Below are 19371 nucleotides of genomic sequence, written 5' to 3'. Positions count from 1 at the left end.
TTTTTTTTATGCCTGGAAAAAGGAAATTAAAAAAGACAGTTCCCCTGGGAGCTAAAAAATAAAACAAGAATAAGCATTCCGGATTTTTAGTCGAGCTGCCGTCGGGCATGTTTAAAGGCCGTTCTCAAGCCTTCTTCCAAGGTAGGATGGTAGAATGGTTTCTCCAGGATCTGATCCAGGCTTAGGTCTTCATACGGTATTAATGATAATAGGTAGGTTACAGTTTAAGAGTACCAATAACCTTTAATAGCACATTTACCATTTCCCTTAAAGCCTGTTAATTTTATAGATACTCTTAAATTTTTATTTAATTTACTGGACTAAATAATCTAATTCTGCAGAGTAAATTCATGTGAATTTTTTATAATCTTATAGTTCTTTAGCTATTTCACACATTGTTAGTCTTTGCTATTCAAGCATCACTAAATTTTATTAATCCTATTAATTTAATGTCTTATATAACTTCGCTACATTCTGTACATCCTTTGTTTCAAAATGCAGTATTGGATTCTATTTATAGCAAAGTCCGTGTATAACTAATAAGTAAGCTAAATATTAAATATATATAAAGGAAAAAATCATGACAAATGAAAATAAATTTGACGACTTAAAAAACAAAGTAACCGATTTAAGTGAAGACCTAAAGCTCAAAGCAAAAGAAGCACATCTGAAAGGGGAGGAAACAGTGGATATTTTAAAACATAAAGCTGCTGAAATTAAGCTTGAAAGTGAAAAGGCACTTCATAATTTACATAAGGAAACTGATGCTAAATATACTGAAGGCAAAGTTTCATTTGATGAAAAAGTGAATGATGTAAAAAATGAAACTTCAGAGACAGAAAATAAGGTACAGGATAAATTAGAACATTTGAAAGCAGAAGCTAGTCATAAATTTGAGGAAGCAAAATTAAAAGCTACAGAATTGAAGCAAGAGGCTGCAGTTAAATTTGATGAGCTTAAAGTTCAGGCAAGCACTAAATTTGATGAATTAAAAAAAACAGCAACCGACACGCTCAACCAATTTAAAAAAGATGACCAAGGTTAATTGAGTTAAGTATTAATTCAATATTTCAGCTAAATGATTTCTAATTTAGCTGGAATGATTAGAAGTAAAAATAAAAATTTAAAAAAAGTTATCGCGTTATTTTGTTTTTAATCCCTTAATCCTTATTCAGCCATTTAATTTTCTTCACAACTTCAAACGATCGTTTACCATTATGAGATGTTACGCCTCATTTTTTTTATTTCGTATTTATAATCCAATACTAAATAATTTTTTTATCTTCTCAGTTTATGTTTAATAATTGAATGAATGAATGGATAATTGAAAAGGTTTTATATATTTATAAAGTTATTGCCTAAGTTGATTAATTGTCCCTTAGCAGAGTGAATAGAAGACGTCGTATTTTCTGGATATTAATGAATATAACAGTCAATACAATGAACGTAGTTAGGCTTTAAGTAAGATATTACATCTCGTAAAATAAAATTAATACTATGCATCTAAGATGAAGAATAAAATAAAGATGTATCTGCATAATAATTGTGACTAAAATAAGCGTTATTGATATATGTGAACTCCTAGGTGATTTTTTAAACTATTTTCGAATCTATGTGATTCAGCTCATCCTGTTCAATGATTTAATAAATATATATTTATAGCTGAAATAAAAAACGTAATATTAATTTTAAAATAAAGGTTTAAGCACTAAACCTACTGATTAGATAGGATTTTTAACAACATTCATAAATCAAGGTGGAACTTTACTTAACCTTCGCCTAATTTAAAGCTAAACTATGATATTCAGCTGTATGTATATACTTGGAGTAAACTTATGTCGTGGCTTTCTTCGCTTAAATCTGTTTTCTCACCATCGCAAGAGGTGAAGGAGGAAGAAATCCAGAATGTGCTACAAGACTATATATTGCCAAATTCCAACAATGCACTGAAAGACCGAATTACCCAAGTGAATGTTGAAGGGCGAGTATTGCAAATCACCCTTAATATTTATCCTGAGGAAGCGGATCATTTACAAAAAATCCATGATGATTTAGCTGATGCTCTGGAAAAATGCGGTATTCAAGAACTCAATATGCATGTGATTCAGCAAAAACATGCACAAGATGAAAGCTGTTCTAATCATGATCATGGAAAACAAGGTCATAGTTGCTCTAGTAAAATTCCAAGTGAAAATGCAACTTCTCCAGCTCACAAACTTCCGCCTGTAGTGGATGCTTCAGGCAAATCGGTTCAAGCCGAAATAAAAGCCGAGGAAGATCCAAACAATCCCCCCATTCAAAAACCGGCACCGCAACAAAGAGATGTACCTAAACATCCACGTATTAAAAATGTGATCTTGGTTTCATCGGGTAAAGGGGGTGTCGGTAAATCGACTACTACTGTAAACCTTGCATTGGCATTGCAAAAATTAGGTTTAAAAGTCGGTGTTTTAGATGCTGATATCTATGGTCCAAGTATTCCGACCATGTTGGGTAATGCTGGGCGTACCCCGATGATTGAAGCGGAAAATTTTGTTCCCATTGATGCTTATGGTATGGCTGTTCTATCTATTGGGCATTTAACTGGAGATAACAATACACCTGTGGCTTGGCGTGGTCCGAAAGCAACGGGGGCATTGATGCAATTGTTTAACCAGACTTTGTGGCCCGACTTAGATGTATTGATGATTGATATGCCACCAGGGACAGGGGATATTCAATTGACGCTTGCACAGCGTATTCCAGTAACTGGTGCTGTTATTGTTACTACTCCGCAAAATGTGGCATTAATGGATGCAATCAAAGGAATTGAACTATTTAATAAAGTTCAAATTCCTATTATGGGTGTTGTAGAAAATATGTCGACACATATTTGTTCGAACTGTGGGCATGAAGAGCAGATTTTTGGTGCGGGCGGCGGCGATAAGTTATCTGAACAATACAATATTCCTTTATTGGGACGTTTGCCTTTAAATGTTAAAATTCGAGAAAATGCCGATGCAGGCAAACCTTCTGTGCTAGTAGGTGATGATGCTGCTGAAAGCTATATGGCGATTGCTGAAAAAATTGCAGAGCAATTACCAAAAGTAGAAAAGCCGCAAAACAGAATTTTCTAAATCTTAAATACAGTTAAATATTCAGCTAAAGTCCAACAAAAGTTGGACTTTTTTATGCCATATTATTTTGATTATATGCACCTGCTTGAATCAAGAAGCTAATCTCAAAAAGATATAATAAAATTATTTTATAATCATCTGCTTTTTGAATATGGAAATAGAATTTCTGATCAATCATTCATTTTTATTGGGTAGATCGACGACGTTTATAATGTTGAATAATACTCCATCGCCAAAATAGTCGGGTGATCACAAAGAAGATAACGGCAAAAATTAAAGCTTCTAATACTAAACCGGATAATAAAATTTTCGCCAAACTGGGGTCGATATGTCCTTTACCAAAATGAGTGATCCAATGACTGATCTGATGTAGAACACCCAGTATCATATCTTGATCAATCATATTTACTTGGAATACCTTCGTGCCGAGCCAAAAGCCAATATATAAGATGGGAACAAGCGTAAAGGGATTTGTCAGCCAAGCGAGACATAAGCTCACGGGTAAGTTGACTTCAAAAAGTAAAACTGTCAGTACAATTAAAATACTATGAAAAGGCAAAGGTAACATGCCCCAAAAAGTACCAATAAAAATGGCTTTTGAAATAGACTTTCTGTTCACATACCACAGCAAAGGATTTAAGGTGCGTTGACCAAAAATCTTCATCAGTTTCATCTCTGCCACTTTATGAGGAGAGGGAAGCCATGATTGAAAGAATTTTTTTGCCATAAAAGTAGAGTACTCAAGGGATGATACATTGTGCCTGAATTGATCACTAAGTGACAGTTCAAGTATAAGCGAATGTGTTGATTAAGGCTGAAGAAATAGGCTTATTGAAATTTTTTCTAACAAATGACTATCAAGTTATATGTTATTTAATTTATTAAATAATTGAAATATATATATTTATTTTTCCACTCTAAAGGCTTTAGAAAAGATATAAAATTCCATATTTGCTAAGTACAATAAACTGATTTACTCTTCGCGCTCTCTATAGAGAGGTCGCATATGATTTCATGGCTGTTCATCGGTTTAGTGGTCACTATTTTATTGACTCCTGGCCCAACAAATACATTACTTGCATCTTCTGGAATACAGGTAGGTGTACGCCAATCATTACGGCTTATCCCCGCAGAATCAATCGGTTATTTAATTTCAATTACCGTTTGGGGAATCATTATAGGGACAGTTTCAAGTCAATTTCCTATTCTCCCGATATTTTTGAAGTTATTAAGCGCGCTGTATATTATTTTTCTCGCGATTAAACTCTGGAAAACGGCAGATATCGAAGCCAGTTATAATTTGCCGACCATTCGTGCAGGTGAATTATTTTGTGCAACCTTATTGAACCCTAAAGCATTACTCTTTGCTTCTGCTATTTTTCCCAGTTCAGCGTGGTTAACACTGAATAATTATTTGCTTCATATTGGTATGTTTCTCATTTTAATTGTGCCAATCGCTTTGTTTTGGACTTTTATTGGATCTATCTTGGCCACTAATAAAGTGCGTTGGCTGAATCAATCTAACTTACAAAAAACCGCTTCTTTGGTTTTGGTCAGTTTTTCTATTCCATTGGGTTATTCTGCTCTTTTAAGTCTTTAAAATGAGACGATGAAAATTGCATTTGGTAAAAAATGACATCATCGCCTGATCATCATTTCCATTGCCGCCAATTTCAGTTAAAGTACAGCGCAATAATTGATTTAACTAATTTTTGGGTATAGAAATAATGGCAATTAAGTCTGATCGTTGGATTCGTGAAATGAGCGAAAATCACGGCATGATTGAACCGTATGCAGAAAACCAAGTACGATATGATGAAGCCGGTGAAAAGCTCATTTCTTATGGCGTTTCAAGCTATGGTTATGATGTTCGTTGCGCGCGTGAATTTAAAGTATTTACCAATGTCCATTCAGTAATTGTCGATCCCAAAAACTTTGATGATAAAAGCTTTATCGATATTGAATCGGATGTATGTATTATTCCGCCAAATTCATTTGCCTTGGCACGCACAGTTGAATATTTCCGTATTCCACGTAATGTTTTGACTATATGTTTAGGTAAATCGACTTACGCACGTTGCGGTATCATTGTGAATGTGACTCCGCTTGAACCCGAGTGGGAAGGTCATGTAACTTTGGAATTTTCAAATACAACCAACTTGCCTGCTCGTATTTATGCGGGGGAAGGTGTAGCTCAAATGCTGTTCTTTGAATCAGATGAAGTATGTGAAACTTCATATAAAGACCGCGGTGGTAAATATCAAGGTCAAACGGGTGTGACTTTGCCAAAAGCATAAACAGTATAAATAATTGAATAAGCGGATCATTTTGGTCCGCTTATTTTTTGTGGGATTCATTCATCGGAAACTAAGTTCATTTGCCCAGTTTTTTTTGCAATTGAGTAAATATTCAGCATAATAAAAAGTTCTACAAGCTTGGTACGAGCATTGTTGTAATGACAAATAAATAAAAATTCGACATACCAAGCTCAGGATGACTTAAAAAATAATGATGCGGAGCATCTGATAAAAGGAAGGTCGTGATGACTCAGAGTTGGAATAATACAAGATTTAAAAAATCTTGTTTGGCGAGTTTAATCGCAGTTTTACTTAGTCCGTCAGTTAATGCGCTTGAATCTTTATCAGATGAACACCTTGCTGAAACGACAGGTGAGGGCATCGCATTATTACCTGAAAACTTTAAGATGGTCTTTCAGAGACCCAATGATATTTCGACCGCCTCAAGTTATAACAATACAACTATTGCTGTAGCAGATAAATCGAAATACGACACTGGTTTTATTCGTATTATTCCAGTAGGTGAGAACTATACGGGTACCACTGCAGCGGACTTAACTAACAAGCGGACTAAAGCAGATGTATTTATTTATGGTCTGGCACTGTCTAAAAGTAATGATGATGCCAATGCTCGTTTTAGTAATATTGGCTTTAACTGGGGAAGCACGGCTAACCCATGGTTGCTTCGAGCAGGTTCTCAAGCAGATGTACCACAATTTAGTCTAGGTAATAAAGGCACGATAAGCTATGTTGCGCTTGAATCACCATTAGCTAAAGTCGCAGCCGACAGTATGGAAGACAAGATCAAACTAGGCTTCTGGTTGGATGCATTTTCCCGAAAGTGGGCATCGAATAATGAAATTAATCCTGTTACAGGTGCACCAATAGCTAAGTCTACAGACTCAACAGGTGTTGATGACACAGAGTTAAGCAAAAGTCAGCGTATACGCTTACAGGTTGTAGCAAATGGTTTAAGTATTAATGGCTCGCAGGTTCGTTTATTCCAAACTTTACCTTCAGGAATTGCACAATATAACCAGACTTTAGGAATGGCGGCTATCTTAAGGCTGAATACCAATTCAAATCCTACAAGCTTGGTTTTTGATAATACAACTGCAAATAAAACTGCCCTTGATGCGAATGTATTACGCATCAGTACAGCCACTACTGATGATGGTGATAGTGCGACACCTGCATTGATTGCCGGTCGCTTAGCCCCAGTGTTTGATAATAATGAAGGTTTATACCTTTATAGTCCAAATATCAATTTAGTACTGGGTAATATGTACCAACCATTTATAGTAGGTTCAGAAGGAAGCAACATTGTATTGGAAGTGACAGCAATTCCAAAGGTTCCCGATGTTTATAATAAAATTTATACTGATTATTCAAAAGCCTATTCCTCTGTAGGGGCTAATAGTGATTACAAAGGTTCTACTTGTAACGTGTATGTTTGTGGTTATAACACAAGCCAAGTTTTAGCAAACGGATCAACAGTTAATTATCAAGGGAATAACGCTACCCATAGCAGTATTGCTATCGGTGGAGTTAGTTACGATGCAACGAATAATTTATTAAATGCCAACAAGACGGCAACCACAACGGGTGTGGTATTTAGAGGTCCTGGGTCAAATGCTACTCCTGTGAATTTGGGTTCGGCCGCTATTGATGGTGTGTTAATTCAACATTTGAAATTTAAGACAACGGGACTGTAGGAGTGGAATGTTTATGAAATTATTTTTTTATCCTGCCCTCATTGCCTTTTCGAGTTTGGTTCATGCGGATCTTGTAGGTTTAAACAGTACAGAGTTGACCGATGTAACTGGACAGGGTGGAGCTGATTTAAGTTGGACATTGTCGCTGAACCATAAATATGCCAATGATATGTTGTTACAAGACATTTCTAATAAAAGTAAAACAATGACGCAGTTAACTAGCGCAGATGTGAACTATGTATATCAATGTACCAATGATATTTTATGTCATGTTGCTATTTCACCGAATAACCATATGGAAAGTGGTAACCAAAAATGGTTGGTGTTTAAGAAAATTCAAGGGACATTGCAAATTGATCGTTTTTCATTGGACGGTTCGACGATTACCAATAAAGATGGAAATCCACAAACGGCAATGCAACTGAGTTTTTATGATATTGCGCCTTTAAAAATTAGGAATTTGGGTTTTGCAGGGTTGTCTGTGGAAAGCGGTGCAGAAGGTTACTTAAATTCAGCAGTCTATGGAGCAGAAGCTGGTTCCTTTGATAAAGGATCCGAAAAAGGATTCATGGGATTGAATATACATGGTAACTTGCATATGTCGGGCGACCTTAAAATCTTTAGTTATAATTGTGCAGGGACTTCAACCAGTCGTTGCTAGTCAACTAAGGGTCTTAGAATAGGGACATTAGAATGAAAATAATAAAATTAAATATACTGACTGCTTGTGTGCTTATTGCACAACATGGTTATGCAATTCAAGAGTTAAATGATCAATCGCTAAGTAGTGTAACAGGGCAAGATGGAATTTCAATTACTCATGAAATGTCGAAAGCGTTGATTACTCAAGCCAGTTGGATTGATTATACAGACCAAGGTAATATGAAACTTGGCCTTTATGGCGTACAAGTCATGGGTAATGGCCAGACCAATATTAAGAGCCAATTGGATTTTGATGTTGGAACAATAGCAAATGGTGTAGGTGTAAAAATACAAGCCAGCATCTCACCTTTTCAGGCGACTGTACAAAACATCATGTTGATTTGTGACACTTGTAGCACCAATAAACAGCAAAGTTTAGGTTCTTTAAATATTGCAACTACAACACCCTTTGTTATGAATATCGAAACAACAAATGGATTATTTAATCGTGATGCGAAAGCTCATATTGATTTTAATTTGCAAAATGCCAGTATTGGTTATGGGTTAAACAACCATAATCTGACATTGAAAGATTTTAACTTTAATTTTTCAGCTGATGGTTATATGTACATTGACCGTAACGAAGGGATTGTCTTAACGACTAAAGCCACAGATGGTTCAGACAATCTGGTTGATTTAGAGCGCGTAAAAGATAATAGTGATGTCAGTTCAACACGAACGGCAATAGATGCACCTACCAATCCTGGGGTGAATATTGATTTACGTTATGGTACTGCAACTACACAGAATAACCTGATTCGGATGGGTGCTTCAGGTGCTGTTACCAATGGTAAAATTTTCATCAATTCTGACCAAAGTGGTTATCAAAACTTTCATCGCGCCCTCAATAGTACGCTCAGTGCAAATACAACCGATTACCAAGCTTTAGGGGTTGGCGGTTTGCATTTTGGTATGTCTGCGGAATTTACGCGGACAGGTAATGCTTTACTGGGTACGAAGCATAAACCTACAACTTTAGAAATTGGTCATACTGGACATGGTAGTAATGCCATTGAATTTTCTGATCTTGCACCATTAAAAATTCGTACTTCAAATACAGATGTAAATGCGTTAAATAGCCAAAATGCCTATATTGATTTTGGTGATATTTATATTAATACTGTCAGTACCAATAATTTAAATTTTATTTATAACGATACTATTGAGAAAGTCTTAGGTAAAAACCCGACAGATTCAAACCAAATTACCTATGCGATTAATCCAGCGAGTACAAAGCAAAATGCGGCATTAATTGCTGTGCGTGGTTTTGATTTTCAATCTATTGCCCGTACAGCACGTTTTATTTCAGATAACTCAATTGAGAAAATTAGCAACCAAACTGCCAGTTGGGGTATTGGTATTCCAATTTATAATTTGAATGCAAACTTGGCATTATTTGCAAAGAGTTATAGACGGGGAGCTGCAACCACTGACAGCAATGGCTTGGGCTATAACTTGGTTTTTTCGACCGATGGTTATGGTATCGATCAAAAAACGGGTGAGCCTGCAACAACCTCTATTATTATAGTTGATGGTGGAACTGGTTCATTTAATGAACCAGTAAATTATTATGCAGGCCTGAGAAATATTGATTCATACATGAAGTCGGATGGGGTGATTGGCTTTGAAGATGATGGAATTTATCTCAAAGCAGACAATTTATTATTTGCGGCGAAAGCGGAAATTGCGATTGGACAGCTTCCTGGATCTTTATATAACTGCCCAGTTGAAACCCCAACTTGTACTACTAAAAAAATTGTACCCATAGATAATTTTGCTAAAAAAGATGATGTGTTGGCTTCTATTGCATTTAAGCTAGATGGCAAAGGTGAACTGTTAATTATTCCGGGGTTAGAAAGTTCAACTGGTACTTCAGATACGAATTTCTTATCGTTAAAAGCAAATTTTGAATTTAACTTGCCAACAGTAACCGGTGGAAATGGTAGTTACTTCAGTATGATTAATGAAGATACGAACACAACTACAGGAACAGTAACGGCATCTAGTGTCAATTTAAACAAATTGCAAGGACGTATTGGTCTTGAGTCTCGTATAAAAGTAAAAAGTGATGCTGTGGTGATGGACAATCAAATGAAGTTTAATTATGAAAATACAGTCAATCCATCAGTCATTAATAAAGTATTAAAAGCGGAATTGGCACTATCTCATTCAGCAGGCACAATGCAAAAAATAGCAGATATTGCGATTACAGGTGGGACTATGCGCAGTACGCTAGGGATAACACCGCGTTAATACAAATAAATAAAGGTAAAGAAGATGAAAAAAATAATATTTTCAGGCCTTGCGGCTTTAGCCTTAAGTTTTGGAATTACCACCATGTCTTATGCGATGACAAGTCTAGATGATGAGTCACTTGCGGATGTGACGGGGCAGTCTTTATTAACACTTATTAAAGAGACTGATTCAAGCCAACAGTTAGATTTTTTTAAACTAGGTTTTCAGGCAGAACTCTCTTTAAATGCCAATATTAAATCACTACAGTTGGGCTGTGGTGGGGGAAATGGTGCAGGTAAATGTGATATTGATATGTCAAACTTATCTTTTGGTTGTGTCACCAATGCCTCGGGAACTTGTATTACTTTACCAGCTACTCCAGGACAACCTACGGGTGCAGATCCAAATAATACAGTTAATAACCAAGCCGGTTTAAAAGATTTTGTATTAACCAACCCGTTTTTTCAGTTTGCTATCAAAGGTGGAAATAACGCATCTACACGTCAGGTAGTGGGCATTCGCTTAGGGGCTGATAAAGCAGTAGGTCCTATGAGTATCGGTAATCTAACTTCTTATAGTGGTTACTTAACAGGGTTAACTAACCTAAATATTTCTGCACAAACCAATATTGGGGTGGCATGCCAAGGTGGAACTGCAGGTTGTACATCAGGAGCTGCAAAATATTCTGGGATTCCGTATGGAATGCCATCAAATGGAACAGTCGCTACTGGATATTTAGGCGTAAAGGATGAGGAAATTTTAAATATATTAGGACTTGTTAAAGTTAGATACCAAGATATGACCATTGATACCAAGGCAGCGTCCTCGAGTGCAAATGTAAAAGCTAATGGTACTCGATTAACCCAGGTTGGTATTTCGAATTTATCATTGGGTAAAACAGTGGATGATGTTGTTAATGGCTTAACGATTAATCAAATCTGTGCGACCCCAATTATTGGAAGCGGCTGTGATGTCCTCACTGGACCTCAATTGGCGAATTCATTGATGCCTGTATTAAAAACAGGAATTCAAATTTATATGAAGCAGCAAGCTTTGCTTGGTCTTGATCAACCTCTTCCAACTCAAGGGCTCTTAGAATCGGATGCAAACTATAGTTCGAAATTAACAGACTTATTAAATGCTTATGTACTTCCTTATAATTTAAACAATGTTCATCAATTAGACATCAATTCTAACCTCTTTGGCATAGCCTTAACCTCTTTACAAGAAGGGATTAAATATCCCGGTTATACAGAAGCTGTAGGTAAGGGGTGGTCAATGTATCTTCAAGACGCATTTACATTGAATATTAATGATTCTTTAACCACTTTGATGTCAAACATAGTACAAAATGGTAATGCTAAGGCAGGGAATATTACAACTTTGGCTCCCGCATATCGGAACTGTTTTGGTTCTTTAACATTCTGTTAATAATAATTAAAAATCCCGCACTTAGCGGGATTTTTTACCTTAAATCAAAATTATTTCGCGATTTTCGCTAATAATTCTTCTTTAGAAATATTCACAGATTCAGCATCACGACGGCCTTTATATTCAAAAGTGCCCGCATCCAAACCTTTTTCACCAATGACGATACGGTGTGGAATACCATTAAGTTCAAGGTCGGAGAATTTTACCCCTGGACGTTCATCACGGTCATCCAAAATCACGTCATAACCGGCAGCTTGAAGCTCTGCATAAAGGGTTTCAGCAGCCTCAAGGGTACGTGGTGATTTGTGTGCGTTCATTGGCACAATTGCAACTTCAAATGGTGCAATGGATAAAGGCCAAATAATACCTTTATCATCAAAGTTTTGTTCAATGGCAGAAGCAACTACACGAGTTACACCAATACCATAACAACCCATCGTTACAACCGTCGGTTTACCGTCTTTGCCCAACACTTTACAGCCTAAAGCTTCAGAGTATTTTGTACCCAATTGGAAAATGTGACCGACTTCAATACCACGTTTAATTTGTAGCATACCTTTGCCATCTGGTGAAACATCGCCTTCAACCACGTTACGCAGGTCGTAGATTTCAGTAAACTGCGCATCACGTTCCCAGTTGACGCCAGTTACGTGTTTGTCTGCTTCATTTGCACCCGCAACAAAATCAGATAATACCGATGCTGCACGATCCACAATCACGGTTAAGCCTTTTTCAACTAAACCTTGTGGTCCAATGAAACCTGTAGTTAAACCGAGTGCAGTAATTTGTTCTTCTGTTGCAAAAGTTAAAGGTGCAGCAATTGCAGCATGCTTTTCAGCTTTAATTTCATTGAGTTCATGATCACCGCGTAGGAACAAAGCCACCACAGGTACTGAACCATCTTCTTGCGCTACACCTTGAACCAATAAGGCTTTAACAGAAGCTTTGGTATCCGTGTTCAAGAATGCTGAAACATCAGCAATGGTTTTTTGATTTGGGGTATCCACCAATGTTAATTCTTGTGTAGGTGCAGCACGTTCACCGACAAGCACGGCTTCAGCCATTTCAACGTTGGCTGCATAATCTGATTCAGTGGAGAAAGCGATATCGTCTTCACCACTTGAAGCTAATACGTGGAATTCATGTGAGCCTGAACCACCGATTGAACCGGTATCTGCTTGAACAGGACGGAAATTTAATCCTAAACGAGTAAAGATACGGCAATATGCATCGTACATGGTGTCGTAAGTCTGTTGTAGCGAGTCTTGATCGATATGGAAAGAGTAAGCATCTTTCATGATGAATTCACGTGAACGCATCACCCCAAAACGTGGGCGAATTTCATCACGGAATTTGGTTTGTACTTGATAGAAGTTTGCTGGAAGTTGCTTGTAACTTTTCAGTTCGTTACGCGCAAGATCGGTAATTACTTCTTCATGGGTAGGTCCAAGCACAAAATCATTATTATGACGATCTTTAAAACGTAGCAGTTCAGGACCATATTGCACAAAGCGACCTGATTCTTCCCACAGGCTTGAAGGTTGAGTTACAGGCATCAATACTTCAAGTGAGCCGGCACGATTCATTTCTTCATGAATAATCGCTTCCACTTTATTTAGCACACGTACACCCATCGGCAACCAAGTGTATAAACCCGAAGCCAATTTACGAATCATACCCGCACGTAACATCAGCTGATGTGAAATGACTTCAGCATCGTTCGGGGTTTCTCTTAACGTAGCAAATAAAAAGCGACTCGCGCGCATGGAAGCTGTCCTAAAAATTAAGCCTTGAAAGCCAAGATTATACAATAAAAAATGAGGTGAACATTTCTGAATGTCACCTCATTGGGATGTCATAAATTATGACATGATTTTTCGTATTTGGCGCGTCATAAAATTCTTTAAGTCATCCAGATAAGTAAAGATCACCGGTACGACCACTAGGGTCAACAGGGTCGAAGTGATCACACCGCCAATCACCGCATGAGCCATGGGTGCACTTTGTTCACCCCCTTCACCTAAGCCTAATGCAAGGGGAATCATGCCCATCACCATGGCGCTAGTCGTCATTAAAATGGGACGTAAACGGGTTTTGCCGGCGGCAATAATGGCATCAAAACGGTCTTCACCGCGATCCATGGCTTTCTTGATGAAGTCGATCAAGAGGATGGCATTCTTAGTCACCAGTCCCATCAGCATGATAATCCCAATGATGGAGAATAGATTCATGGTTGAGTTAAACAGGAATAAAGCCAGAAACACCCCGATCAGGGAGAGGGGCAGGGAAGCCATAATCGCAGCCGGGTGAATAAAGCTATTAAATTGTGATCCGAGTACGATATAAATAAACACAATGGAGAGGGTAATCGCAGTCATGGCGTAACCTGCAGATTCAGCCATATCTTTATTCGCACCTTGAGTCACGAAACTATAACCCGGTGGTAAATCAAAATTATCCTGAATTTTTTTAAGATCCTGCCCAATATCACCTGCAGGACGCCCAGCCGTATTGGCTTCAACCAATACTTCACGCGCTAAATCGCGACGGTTAATTTGTGATGCACCGAAACCTTCTTTAAAGGAGGCGACACTTGCCAGTGGGACTAAAATAGGTTGACCAGATGCGTTGGTTTTCTGTGAGCTTAAATAAAGATTTTCAATATCACCGGGTAGGCTGCGTTTATTTTCGGTCAGGCGAAGATTGACATCATAGGTTTCGCCGTTTTCATCTTGCCAGGTCGTTACATCATCACCGGCAATCAATGGACGGATGACATTGGCAATCTGATTGACGGATAGACCTAAATCACTGGCCAGCAAGCGGTTGATATCAACGGCCAAGGTCGGTTTGGGTTCTTTAAGTGAGCTTTCCAGATCAACAATACCCTTCACTTTGGAAATTTCCGCAAGAAAGCGATCAGATATTTTTTGTAGCTCATCCAGTTCTGGACCTTTAATCGAAATAAGAACAGGTTTTTGACCCCCTGAAACTGTTTCGTCGGCAGAAGCAACAGAAGTAATGGTAATACCGGCTATGCTTTGTAAACGTTGACGAAATTCATTGTTAAGCTGAGTCAGGGTTTTGCTGCGCTCTAAACGAGGGGTTACGCTGACCCGGATACTGACATGGTTTTTACCCCGGTCAGTTACACCGTTAATAATGCTATAGGTGCTGAGTACATCAGGATTTTGGCGAATAATATGCTCAACTTGCAATAACTTGGCTTGTGAATATTCCAGTGATGCATCTACAGGGGTTTCAAACTTAATCCGAATTTCGCTTTTATCAGGAACCGGCACAAATTCTGTACCTACCAGTTTAGATAGTCCTAAGGCACCAAAAAGTGAAGCGACTGCAATCAGCAGAGTCAGAACGCGGAAACGCAGTGCCAGTTTTAACAGTTTTTCGTAGTAGTGACTTAAATTATCCAGTTTGTTGGAAATCCAGTTAAAAAAGCGTTTGATTTTGCCTGGTTGTTTGTTTGGATCATGTTTTTCAGCCCAGTGCGCAGAAAGCATAGGATCGAGGGTGAAACTGACAAACATGGAGATCAGCACTGCAGCACTGACCGTTACCCCAAATTGATAGAAAAATTTACCAATAATACCGCCCATAAAGGCGACCGGCAAAAATACCGCAACAATGGTCAGTGTTGTGGCTAAAACCGCAAGCCCGATTTCTTTCGTGCCATCTAGTGCTGCGGTAACGTGGTCTTTGCCCATATCTGCATGACGGACAATATTTTCCCGAACCACAATCGCATCATCAATTAACAGTCCAATACTCAAAGATAGCGCTAACAGCGTCATCATATTGATCGTGAAGCCAAACGCCCAAATAAAAGTGAGTGTTCCGAGTAAGGCAATTGGAAGGGTTAAGCCGGTAATTGCAGTAGAGCGGAATGAACCTAAAAACAGCAACACAATCAGAATGGCTAAAACTGCCCCTTCAATAATAGTACGGGCCACATCTTTAATACTGCCGCGAATACTTTTAGAGCTATCTACCACGACTTTAGCAACGGTGCCTTGAGGTAATTGTTTTTCAATTTTTTGCACGGCTTTATAAGTGGCATCCACCACTTCAATCACATTGGAATCAGAGCTACGTAGAATATCAATCGCGACCGCTGTTTTACCATTCAAATAGGCACTGGATTCTAAGTCGGCTTGGCCGTCTTCAATTTTCGCGACTTGCTTTAAGAAAATAGGTGCACCATTTTTATTGGCAATAATTAAATCGCCAAATGATTGTGGATGAATTACCTTAGACTTGATTTCAACCACCAGCTCTGATGTCGGCTGTTTTAAAGTTCCACCTGGAACTTCAATATTTTCACCTTTTAAGGTGTTGATGACCTGATCTATGCCAATACCGAAACTTTGTAATTTTTGTGGTTCAACTTCGATGCGGATTTGACGCTGGGCATCCCCCAGTAAATTGACTGCTCCTACGCCAGGGACGGTTTGTAATTGTGGAACAATGCGCTGATTTAAATATGAACTTAAATCACGTAACGGCATGTGATCGGATTCAAAAACAATAGACATCACTGCATTGGCTGTTGGGTCATAACGTTCTACTACAGGATCTTGAATTTCATCACGAAATGCAGCAGTGACCGGGGAAATTTTGTCGCGAATATCTTGTGCTGCGACAGTAGAAGAAACATCCAGATTAAATTCGACAATAATGGTCGACAGACCTTCACTGGATTGTGAAATAATCTGCTTTAAGCCTGAAATAGTGTTGATCTTTTCTTCTATTTTCTTGGTAACTTCAGATTCAATCATTTCCGGGGAGGCACCAGGATAACTGGTATAGACCACTACAAAGGGAAAATCGACATCGGGAAATTCTTCAACGCTCATCCGTTGCCAAGACGCTAACCCCAATACCAGTAAACACAACATCATCATGATGGTGAAAACAGGATATTTGACACTAATTCGGGTAAACCACATAAGAACAATCCTGTGCTTATTTTTATTTTTGAGTAATTATGACTTCTTGATGAAGGTCTTGGTCATTGAATTTAATACGACTGATTTGGTCACCGGGTTGCAGTCCTTGAACCACGGCTAAGTTGTCACGATAACGTTGTTCTAAAATGACCAGATTTACTTTTTCGATTTTTTTCTGGCGAATGACCCATACATAAGGTTTTTCTTTCAGATTCTGGATGACATCCAGTGGAATCAACTGGCCGCTAATTTGGGTAGAAGAAAGGATATTGCCTTCGACAAAAGAACCAATGCTGAGTGAGTTAATGGTTTCAATGGGTCTGGCAAAGAATTCAATTTGGCGACTTGCCGGATCGGCAATCGGGGAGATCCGGGTAAGTACCGCCGTAAGTTGGGCAGGGTTACCTTGAATGTTATATTCAATTTTTTGACCGACTTTTAAGGCTGCCTGCATATCACTGGGTAATTTGGCCTGTATTTCTACATGATCAGGATCGACTATTTCAAATAAAGTTTGCCCGGCAGCGACTGTTTGCCCGGATTCAACCTCACGTTTGGTGATCACTCCTGAGATAGGACTTAAGATCGTTCCATCACGATCGGCTTTTTGAGCAATATTCACGTTGGCCTGTTGGGCATGCACATTTTCAAGTTGCGCCTGATAATCAACAGCCGCCTGTTCATATTCAACTTTGGAAATAAAGCCCTGATCTAGCAAACGTTTTTTTCGTTGCATCATGTTTTTTGCCAGACTGGCTTGTGCCTGAGTCGAACTAAGATTAGCTTGGGCTTGTGCCAGACGAGCAGCATTATCTTGATTATTCAAGCGAACTAAAACCTGACCTTTTGAAACGGCTTGCCCGACTTGAGCATTGACAGCAGTTGCGGTTGCAGTCACTTGAGCCTGTATGCTGCTTTGATTCACTGCACGAAGTGTGCCAGTGAATGCTGTTTTAGCAATAGAAACACCGTCCTTAACTAAAACCAAATCTTGTTGAATTAATTCAATTTTTTTTGTGGTTTCTCGCGGTTGTTCTATTTCATTTTTTTGACAAGCACTTAATAGCAGGCTCAAACAGAGGGTGCTATAGGTCAAATATTGCTTATGCTGGCTTAATTTCGTTTTTTTTATACGCTGTCCAAATAGCATGCCTGCTAATCCTTTTATTTATTAGTGCATAAATTAAGCCCATGGCCTAACAAATGCAATTTATTCAAGAGCTTTTAAACGAGCGATGATTTTGTCGTATTCTAGCTGGGTATTTCGATAGTGCATTTGTAACGATTGAATATTCTCTTTTTTGGCTTCAATATTTTTTTGATTGTTATCGAGGTTATTTTTTAAAGCTGCAGGAATGTTTTCAGCCTTACGTAAATGTTCAATTTGCTGACGTTTAAAGTAAATCCGATCATTTTGCAGCTGCTTAAGTTGGTCTTGCTGAAAGGCAATTTGTTTTTTAGTGTGCTTCAATGCATCATCGCGTTTGGTTGCGGCAACCTGACTGTTGGTATATGCCGTTTTAAGTTTTAAGTCTGCGGCATTTTTTCTGGCTTGAGCGGCACGTAGCGGTGCTTTTTTTATATCTGCTTCGGTGTTGTAGGCACGATTACGTTGGATGATCTGCATGTTCTGGTCTAAGGCTTCATAACCATGACGAATGTGATTCGGCGTTACATTGGTACTGATATTAGCAATACCCTTGCTGTCATAGTAACGATACCAGGTGGCTTTAGGCGGCGTTTGGGCAAAAACAGCTATTGATTGAAAAAACATCAAAAATAAAAACATGAATTTTCTAGTCATTTTTTTTTGTGCAATGAAAGCAAGTTTTTGTTTAAACTGACTTTGCATTGTAACCCCCGATTTAAAGTTGACTAAATTACTTATTTTTAAGTAATAAAAATGCTATATTAGACTTAAAATGATGAATAAAAAACCTCTCTTAGTCAAAAAAAAATCATTGATCGATGGAAAGTGTGAAGCTGTTATTGAAAACATAAGAAAATGCGTATGTGTGCGGAAAATGTTCATTGAAAAGATAAGTAAAGATATGTTAAAAATGTTTATAACTTGTAATCAAACTTTCTACTCAAATTGTTTGTACATTCTAAAAATGGGAAGGGTCATTAAATGGACGATAAATTCCAAAATCTAAAAGTAATGGTGATTGATGATTCAAAAACCATTCGTCGTACAGCAGAGACATTACTTCAGCGTGAAGGGTGTGAGGTGGTCACCGCAGTAGATGGTTTTGAGGCATTGGCAAAAATTGCTGAAGCAAATCCAGATATCGTGTTTGTCGATATTATGATGCCGCGTTTGGATGGTTATCAAACCTGTGCACTTATCAAAAACTCGCAGAATTATCAAAATATTCCGGTCATTATGCTGTCAAGTAAAGATGGTCTATTTGATCAGGCTAAAGGTCGTGTTGTAGGTTCAGACGAATATTTAACTAAACCTTTTAGTAAAGATGAATTGTTAAACGCAATCCGTAATCACGTAACAGCATAAGTTTATTTTTTGGGGAAAAGCATGTCACGTATCCTTATTGTTGATGATTCACCAACAGAAACATTTCGTTTTAAAGAGATTTTAACTAAACATGGCTTTGATGTTATTGAAGCAGCGAATGGTGCTGATGGTGTCACAATGGCACAAGCAGAGTTACCGGATCTTGTGTTAATGGATGTGGTAATGCCTGGGGTAAATGGTTTCCAAGCAACACGTCAAATTGCACGTGGTGCTACGACAAAGCACATTCCAATTGTGATTGTCAGCACCAAAGATCAGGCAACTGACCGGGTTTGGGGGAAGCGTCAAGGGGCAAGTGATTATTTAACAAAACCTGTAGACGAAAAACAATTAATTGATGTGATTAAACAGCACCTCAATGCAGGATAAGCT

15 protein-coding genes and 1 pseudogene are annotated in these 19371 nt (G+C 38.1%); 10 read left to right on the top strand and 6 right to left on the bottom strand.

Going from position 1 to position 19371, the window contains the following annotated elements:
• Window positions 1-86: 86 nt before the first annotated feature.
• Window positions 87-221 (bottom strand): annotated as a pseudogene (locus AY606_RS16630) (hypothetical protein); the annotation flags it as partial.
• A gap of 359 nt (window positions 222-580) precedes the next feature.
• Between AY606_RS16630 and AY606_RS11185 the strand changes: the two are divergent.
• Both AY606_RS11185 and apbC read left to right on the top strand, forming a co-directional pair.
• Complete coding sequence (locus AY606_RS11185) at window positions 581-1045, top strand: hypothetical protein (RefSeq protein WP_067868374.1); 465 nt, start codon at window positions 581-583, stop codon at window positions 1043-1045.
• Window positions 1046-1835: 790 nt separating this feature from the next.
• A complete protein-coding gene (gene apbC / locus AY606_RS11180) occupies window positions 1836-3116 on the top strand; it encodes an iron-sulfur cluster carrier protein ApbC (protein WP_067868372.1) in 1281 nt (426 codons plus the stop codon).
• Window positions 3117-3300: 184 nt separating this feature from the next.
• Here the strand turns inward: apbC and AY606_RS11175 are convergent, their stop codons facing one another.
• Window positions 3301-3843, bottom strand: a complete 543-nt coding sequence (locus AY606_RS11175) for a DUF2062 domain-containing protein (protein ID WP_067868367.1) — start codon at window positions 3841-3843, stop codon at window positions 3301-3303.
• Between the two features lie 279 nt (window positions 3844-4122).
• On the opposite strand from AY606_RS11175, the gene AY606_RS11170 reads away from it, so the two are divergent.
• The 6 genes from AY606_RS11170 (at window position 4123) to AY606_RS11145 (ending at window position 11496) form a co-directional block, all read left to right on the top strand.
• Entirely contained in the window at window positions 4123-4716 is a 594-nt protein-coding gene (locus AY606_RS11170) for a LysE family translocator (RefSeq protein WP_067868364.1), read from the top strand.
• A gap of 127 nt (window positions 4717-4843) precedes the next feature.
• Window positions 4844-5413 carry a dCTP deaminase gene (dcd, locus tag AY606_RS11165; RefSeq protein ID WP_053578516.1) on the top strand — a complete coding sequence of 190 codons (570 nt, stop codon included), beginning with the start codon at window positions 4844-4846 and terminating at the stop codon, window positions 5411-5413.
• Between the two features lie 245 nt (window positions 5414-5658).
• Window positions 5659-7128, top strand: coding sequence for a hypothetical protein (locus tag AY606_RS11160; protein WP_067868361.1), 1470 nt, complete (start codon window positions 5659-5661; stop codon window positions 7126-7128).
• 7 nt (window positions 7129-7135) lie between these two features.
• A complete protein-coding gene (locus tag AY606_RS11155) occupies window positions 7136-7789 on the top strand; it encodes a hypothetical protein (protein ID WP_067868359.1) in 654 nt (217 codons plus the stop codon).
• A 32-nt stretch (window positions 7790-7821) separates the two neighbouring features.
• Complete coding sequence (locus AY606_RS11150) at window positions 7822-10083, top strand: DUF6160 family protein (protein WP_067868356.1); 2262 nt, start codon at window positions 7822-7824, stop codon at window positions 10081-10083.
• Between the two features lie 24 nt (window positions 10084-10107).
• Window positions 10108-11496: a hypothetical protein gene (locus AY606_RS11145; RefSeq protein WP_067868354.1), complete on the top strand. Its 1389-nt coding sequence runs from the start codon at window positions 10108-10110 to the stop codon at window positions 11494-11496.
• Window positions 11497-11546: 50 nt separating this feature from the next.
• Here AY606_RS11145 and AY606_RS11140 read toward each other — a convergent pair whose 3' ends face one another.
• From AY606_RS11140 to AY606_RS11125, 4 genes are all read right to left on the bottom strand, one after another.
• Window positions 11547-13262, bottom strand: coding sequence for a proline--tRNA ligase (locus AY606_RS11140; RefSeq protein ID WP_067868350.1), 1716 nt, complete (start codon window positions 13260-13262; stop codon window positions 11547-11549).
• A 96-nt stretch (window positions 13263-13358) separates the two neighbouring features.
• Window positions 13359-16463, bottom strand: coding sequence for an efflux RND transporter permease subunit (locus tag AY606_RS11135; RefSeq protein ID WP_067868347.1), 3105 nt, complete (start codon window positions 16461-16463; stop codon window positions 13359-13361).
• Between the two features lie 22 nt (window positions 16464-16485).
• Window positions 16486-17613 (bottom strand): efflux RND transporter periplasmic adaptor subunit, encoded by a 1128-nt coding sequence (locus AY606_RS11130; RefSeq protein WP_081408402.1) that lies wholly within the window; start codon window positions 17611-17613, stop codon window positions 16486-16488.
• Window positions 17614-17673: 60 nt separating this feature from the next.
• Window positions 17674-18315, bottom strand: a complete 642-nt coding sequence (locus AY606_RS11125; RefSeq protein ID WP_067868344.1) for a hypothetical protein — start codon at window positions 18313-18315, stop codon at window positions 17674-17676.
• Between the two features lie 279 nt (window positions 18316-18594).
• Between AY606_RS11125 and pilG the strand changes: the two genes are divergently transcribed.
• Together pilG and AY606_RS11110 are read left to right on the top strand one after the other, a co-directional pair.
• Window positions 18595-18978, top strand: coding sequence for a twitching motility response regulator PilG (gene pilG / locus AY606_RS11115; protein WP_067723812.1), 384 nt, complete (start codon window positions 18595-18597; stop codon window positions 18976-18978).
• 21 nt (window positions 18979-18999) lie between these two features.
• The gene (locus AY606_RS11110; protein WP_067723813.1) at window positions 19000-19368 is read left to right on the top strand and encodes a response regulator; all 369 of its coding nucleotides are present in this window, start codon (window positions 19000-19002) and stop codon (window positions 19366-19368) included.
• The last annotated feature ends 3 nt before the right edge of the window (window positions 19369-19371 follow it).

Source organism: Acinetobacter sp. SFB (assembly GCF_001647545.1).
Lineage (GTDB): Bacteria > Pseudomonadota > Gammaproteobacteria > Pseudomonadales > Moraxellaceae > Acinetobacter.
Note: the sequence above shows the minus strand (reverse complement) of the source record. Positions and strands in the feature narration are given on the sequence as shown.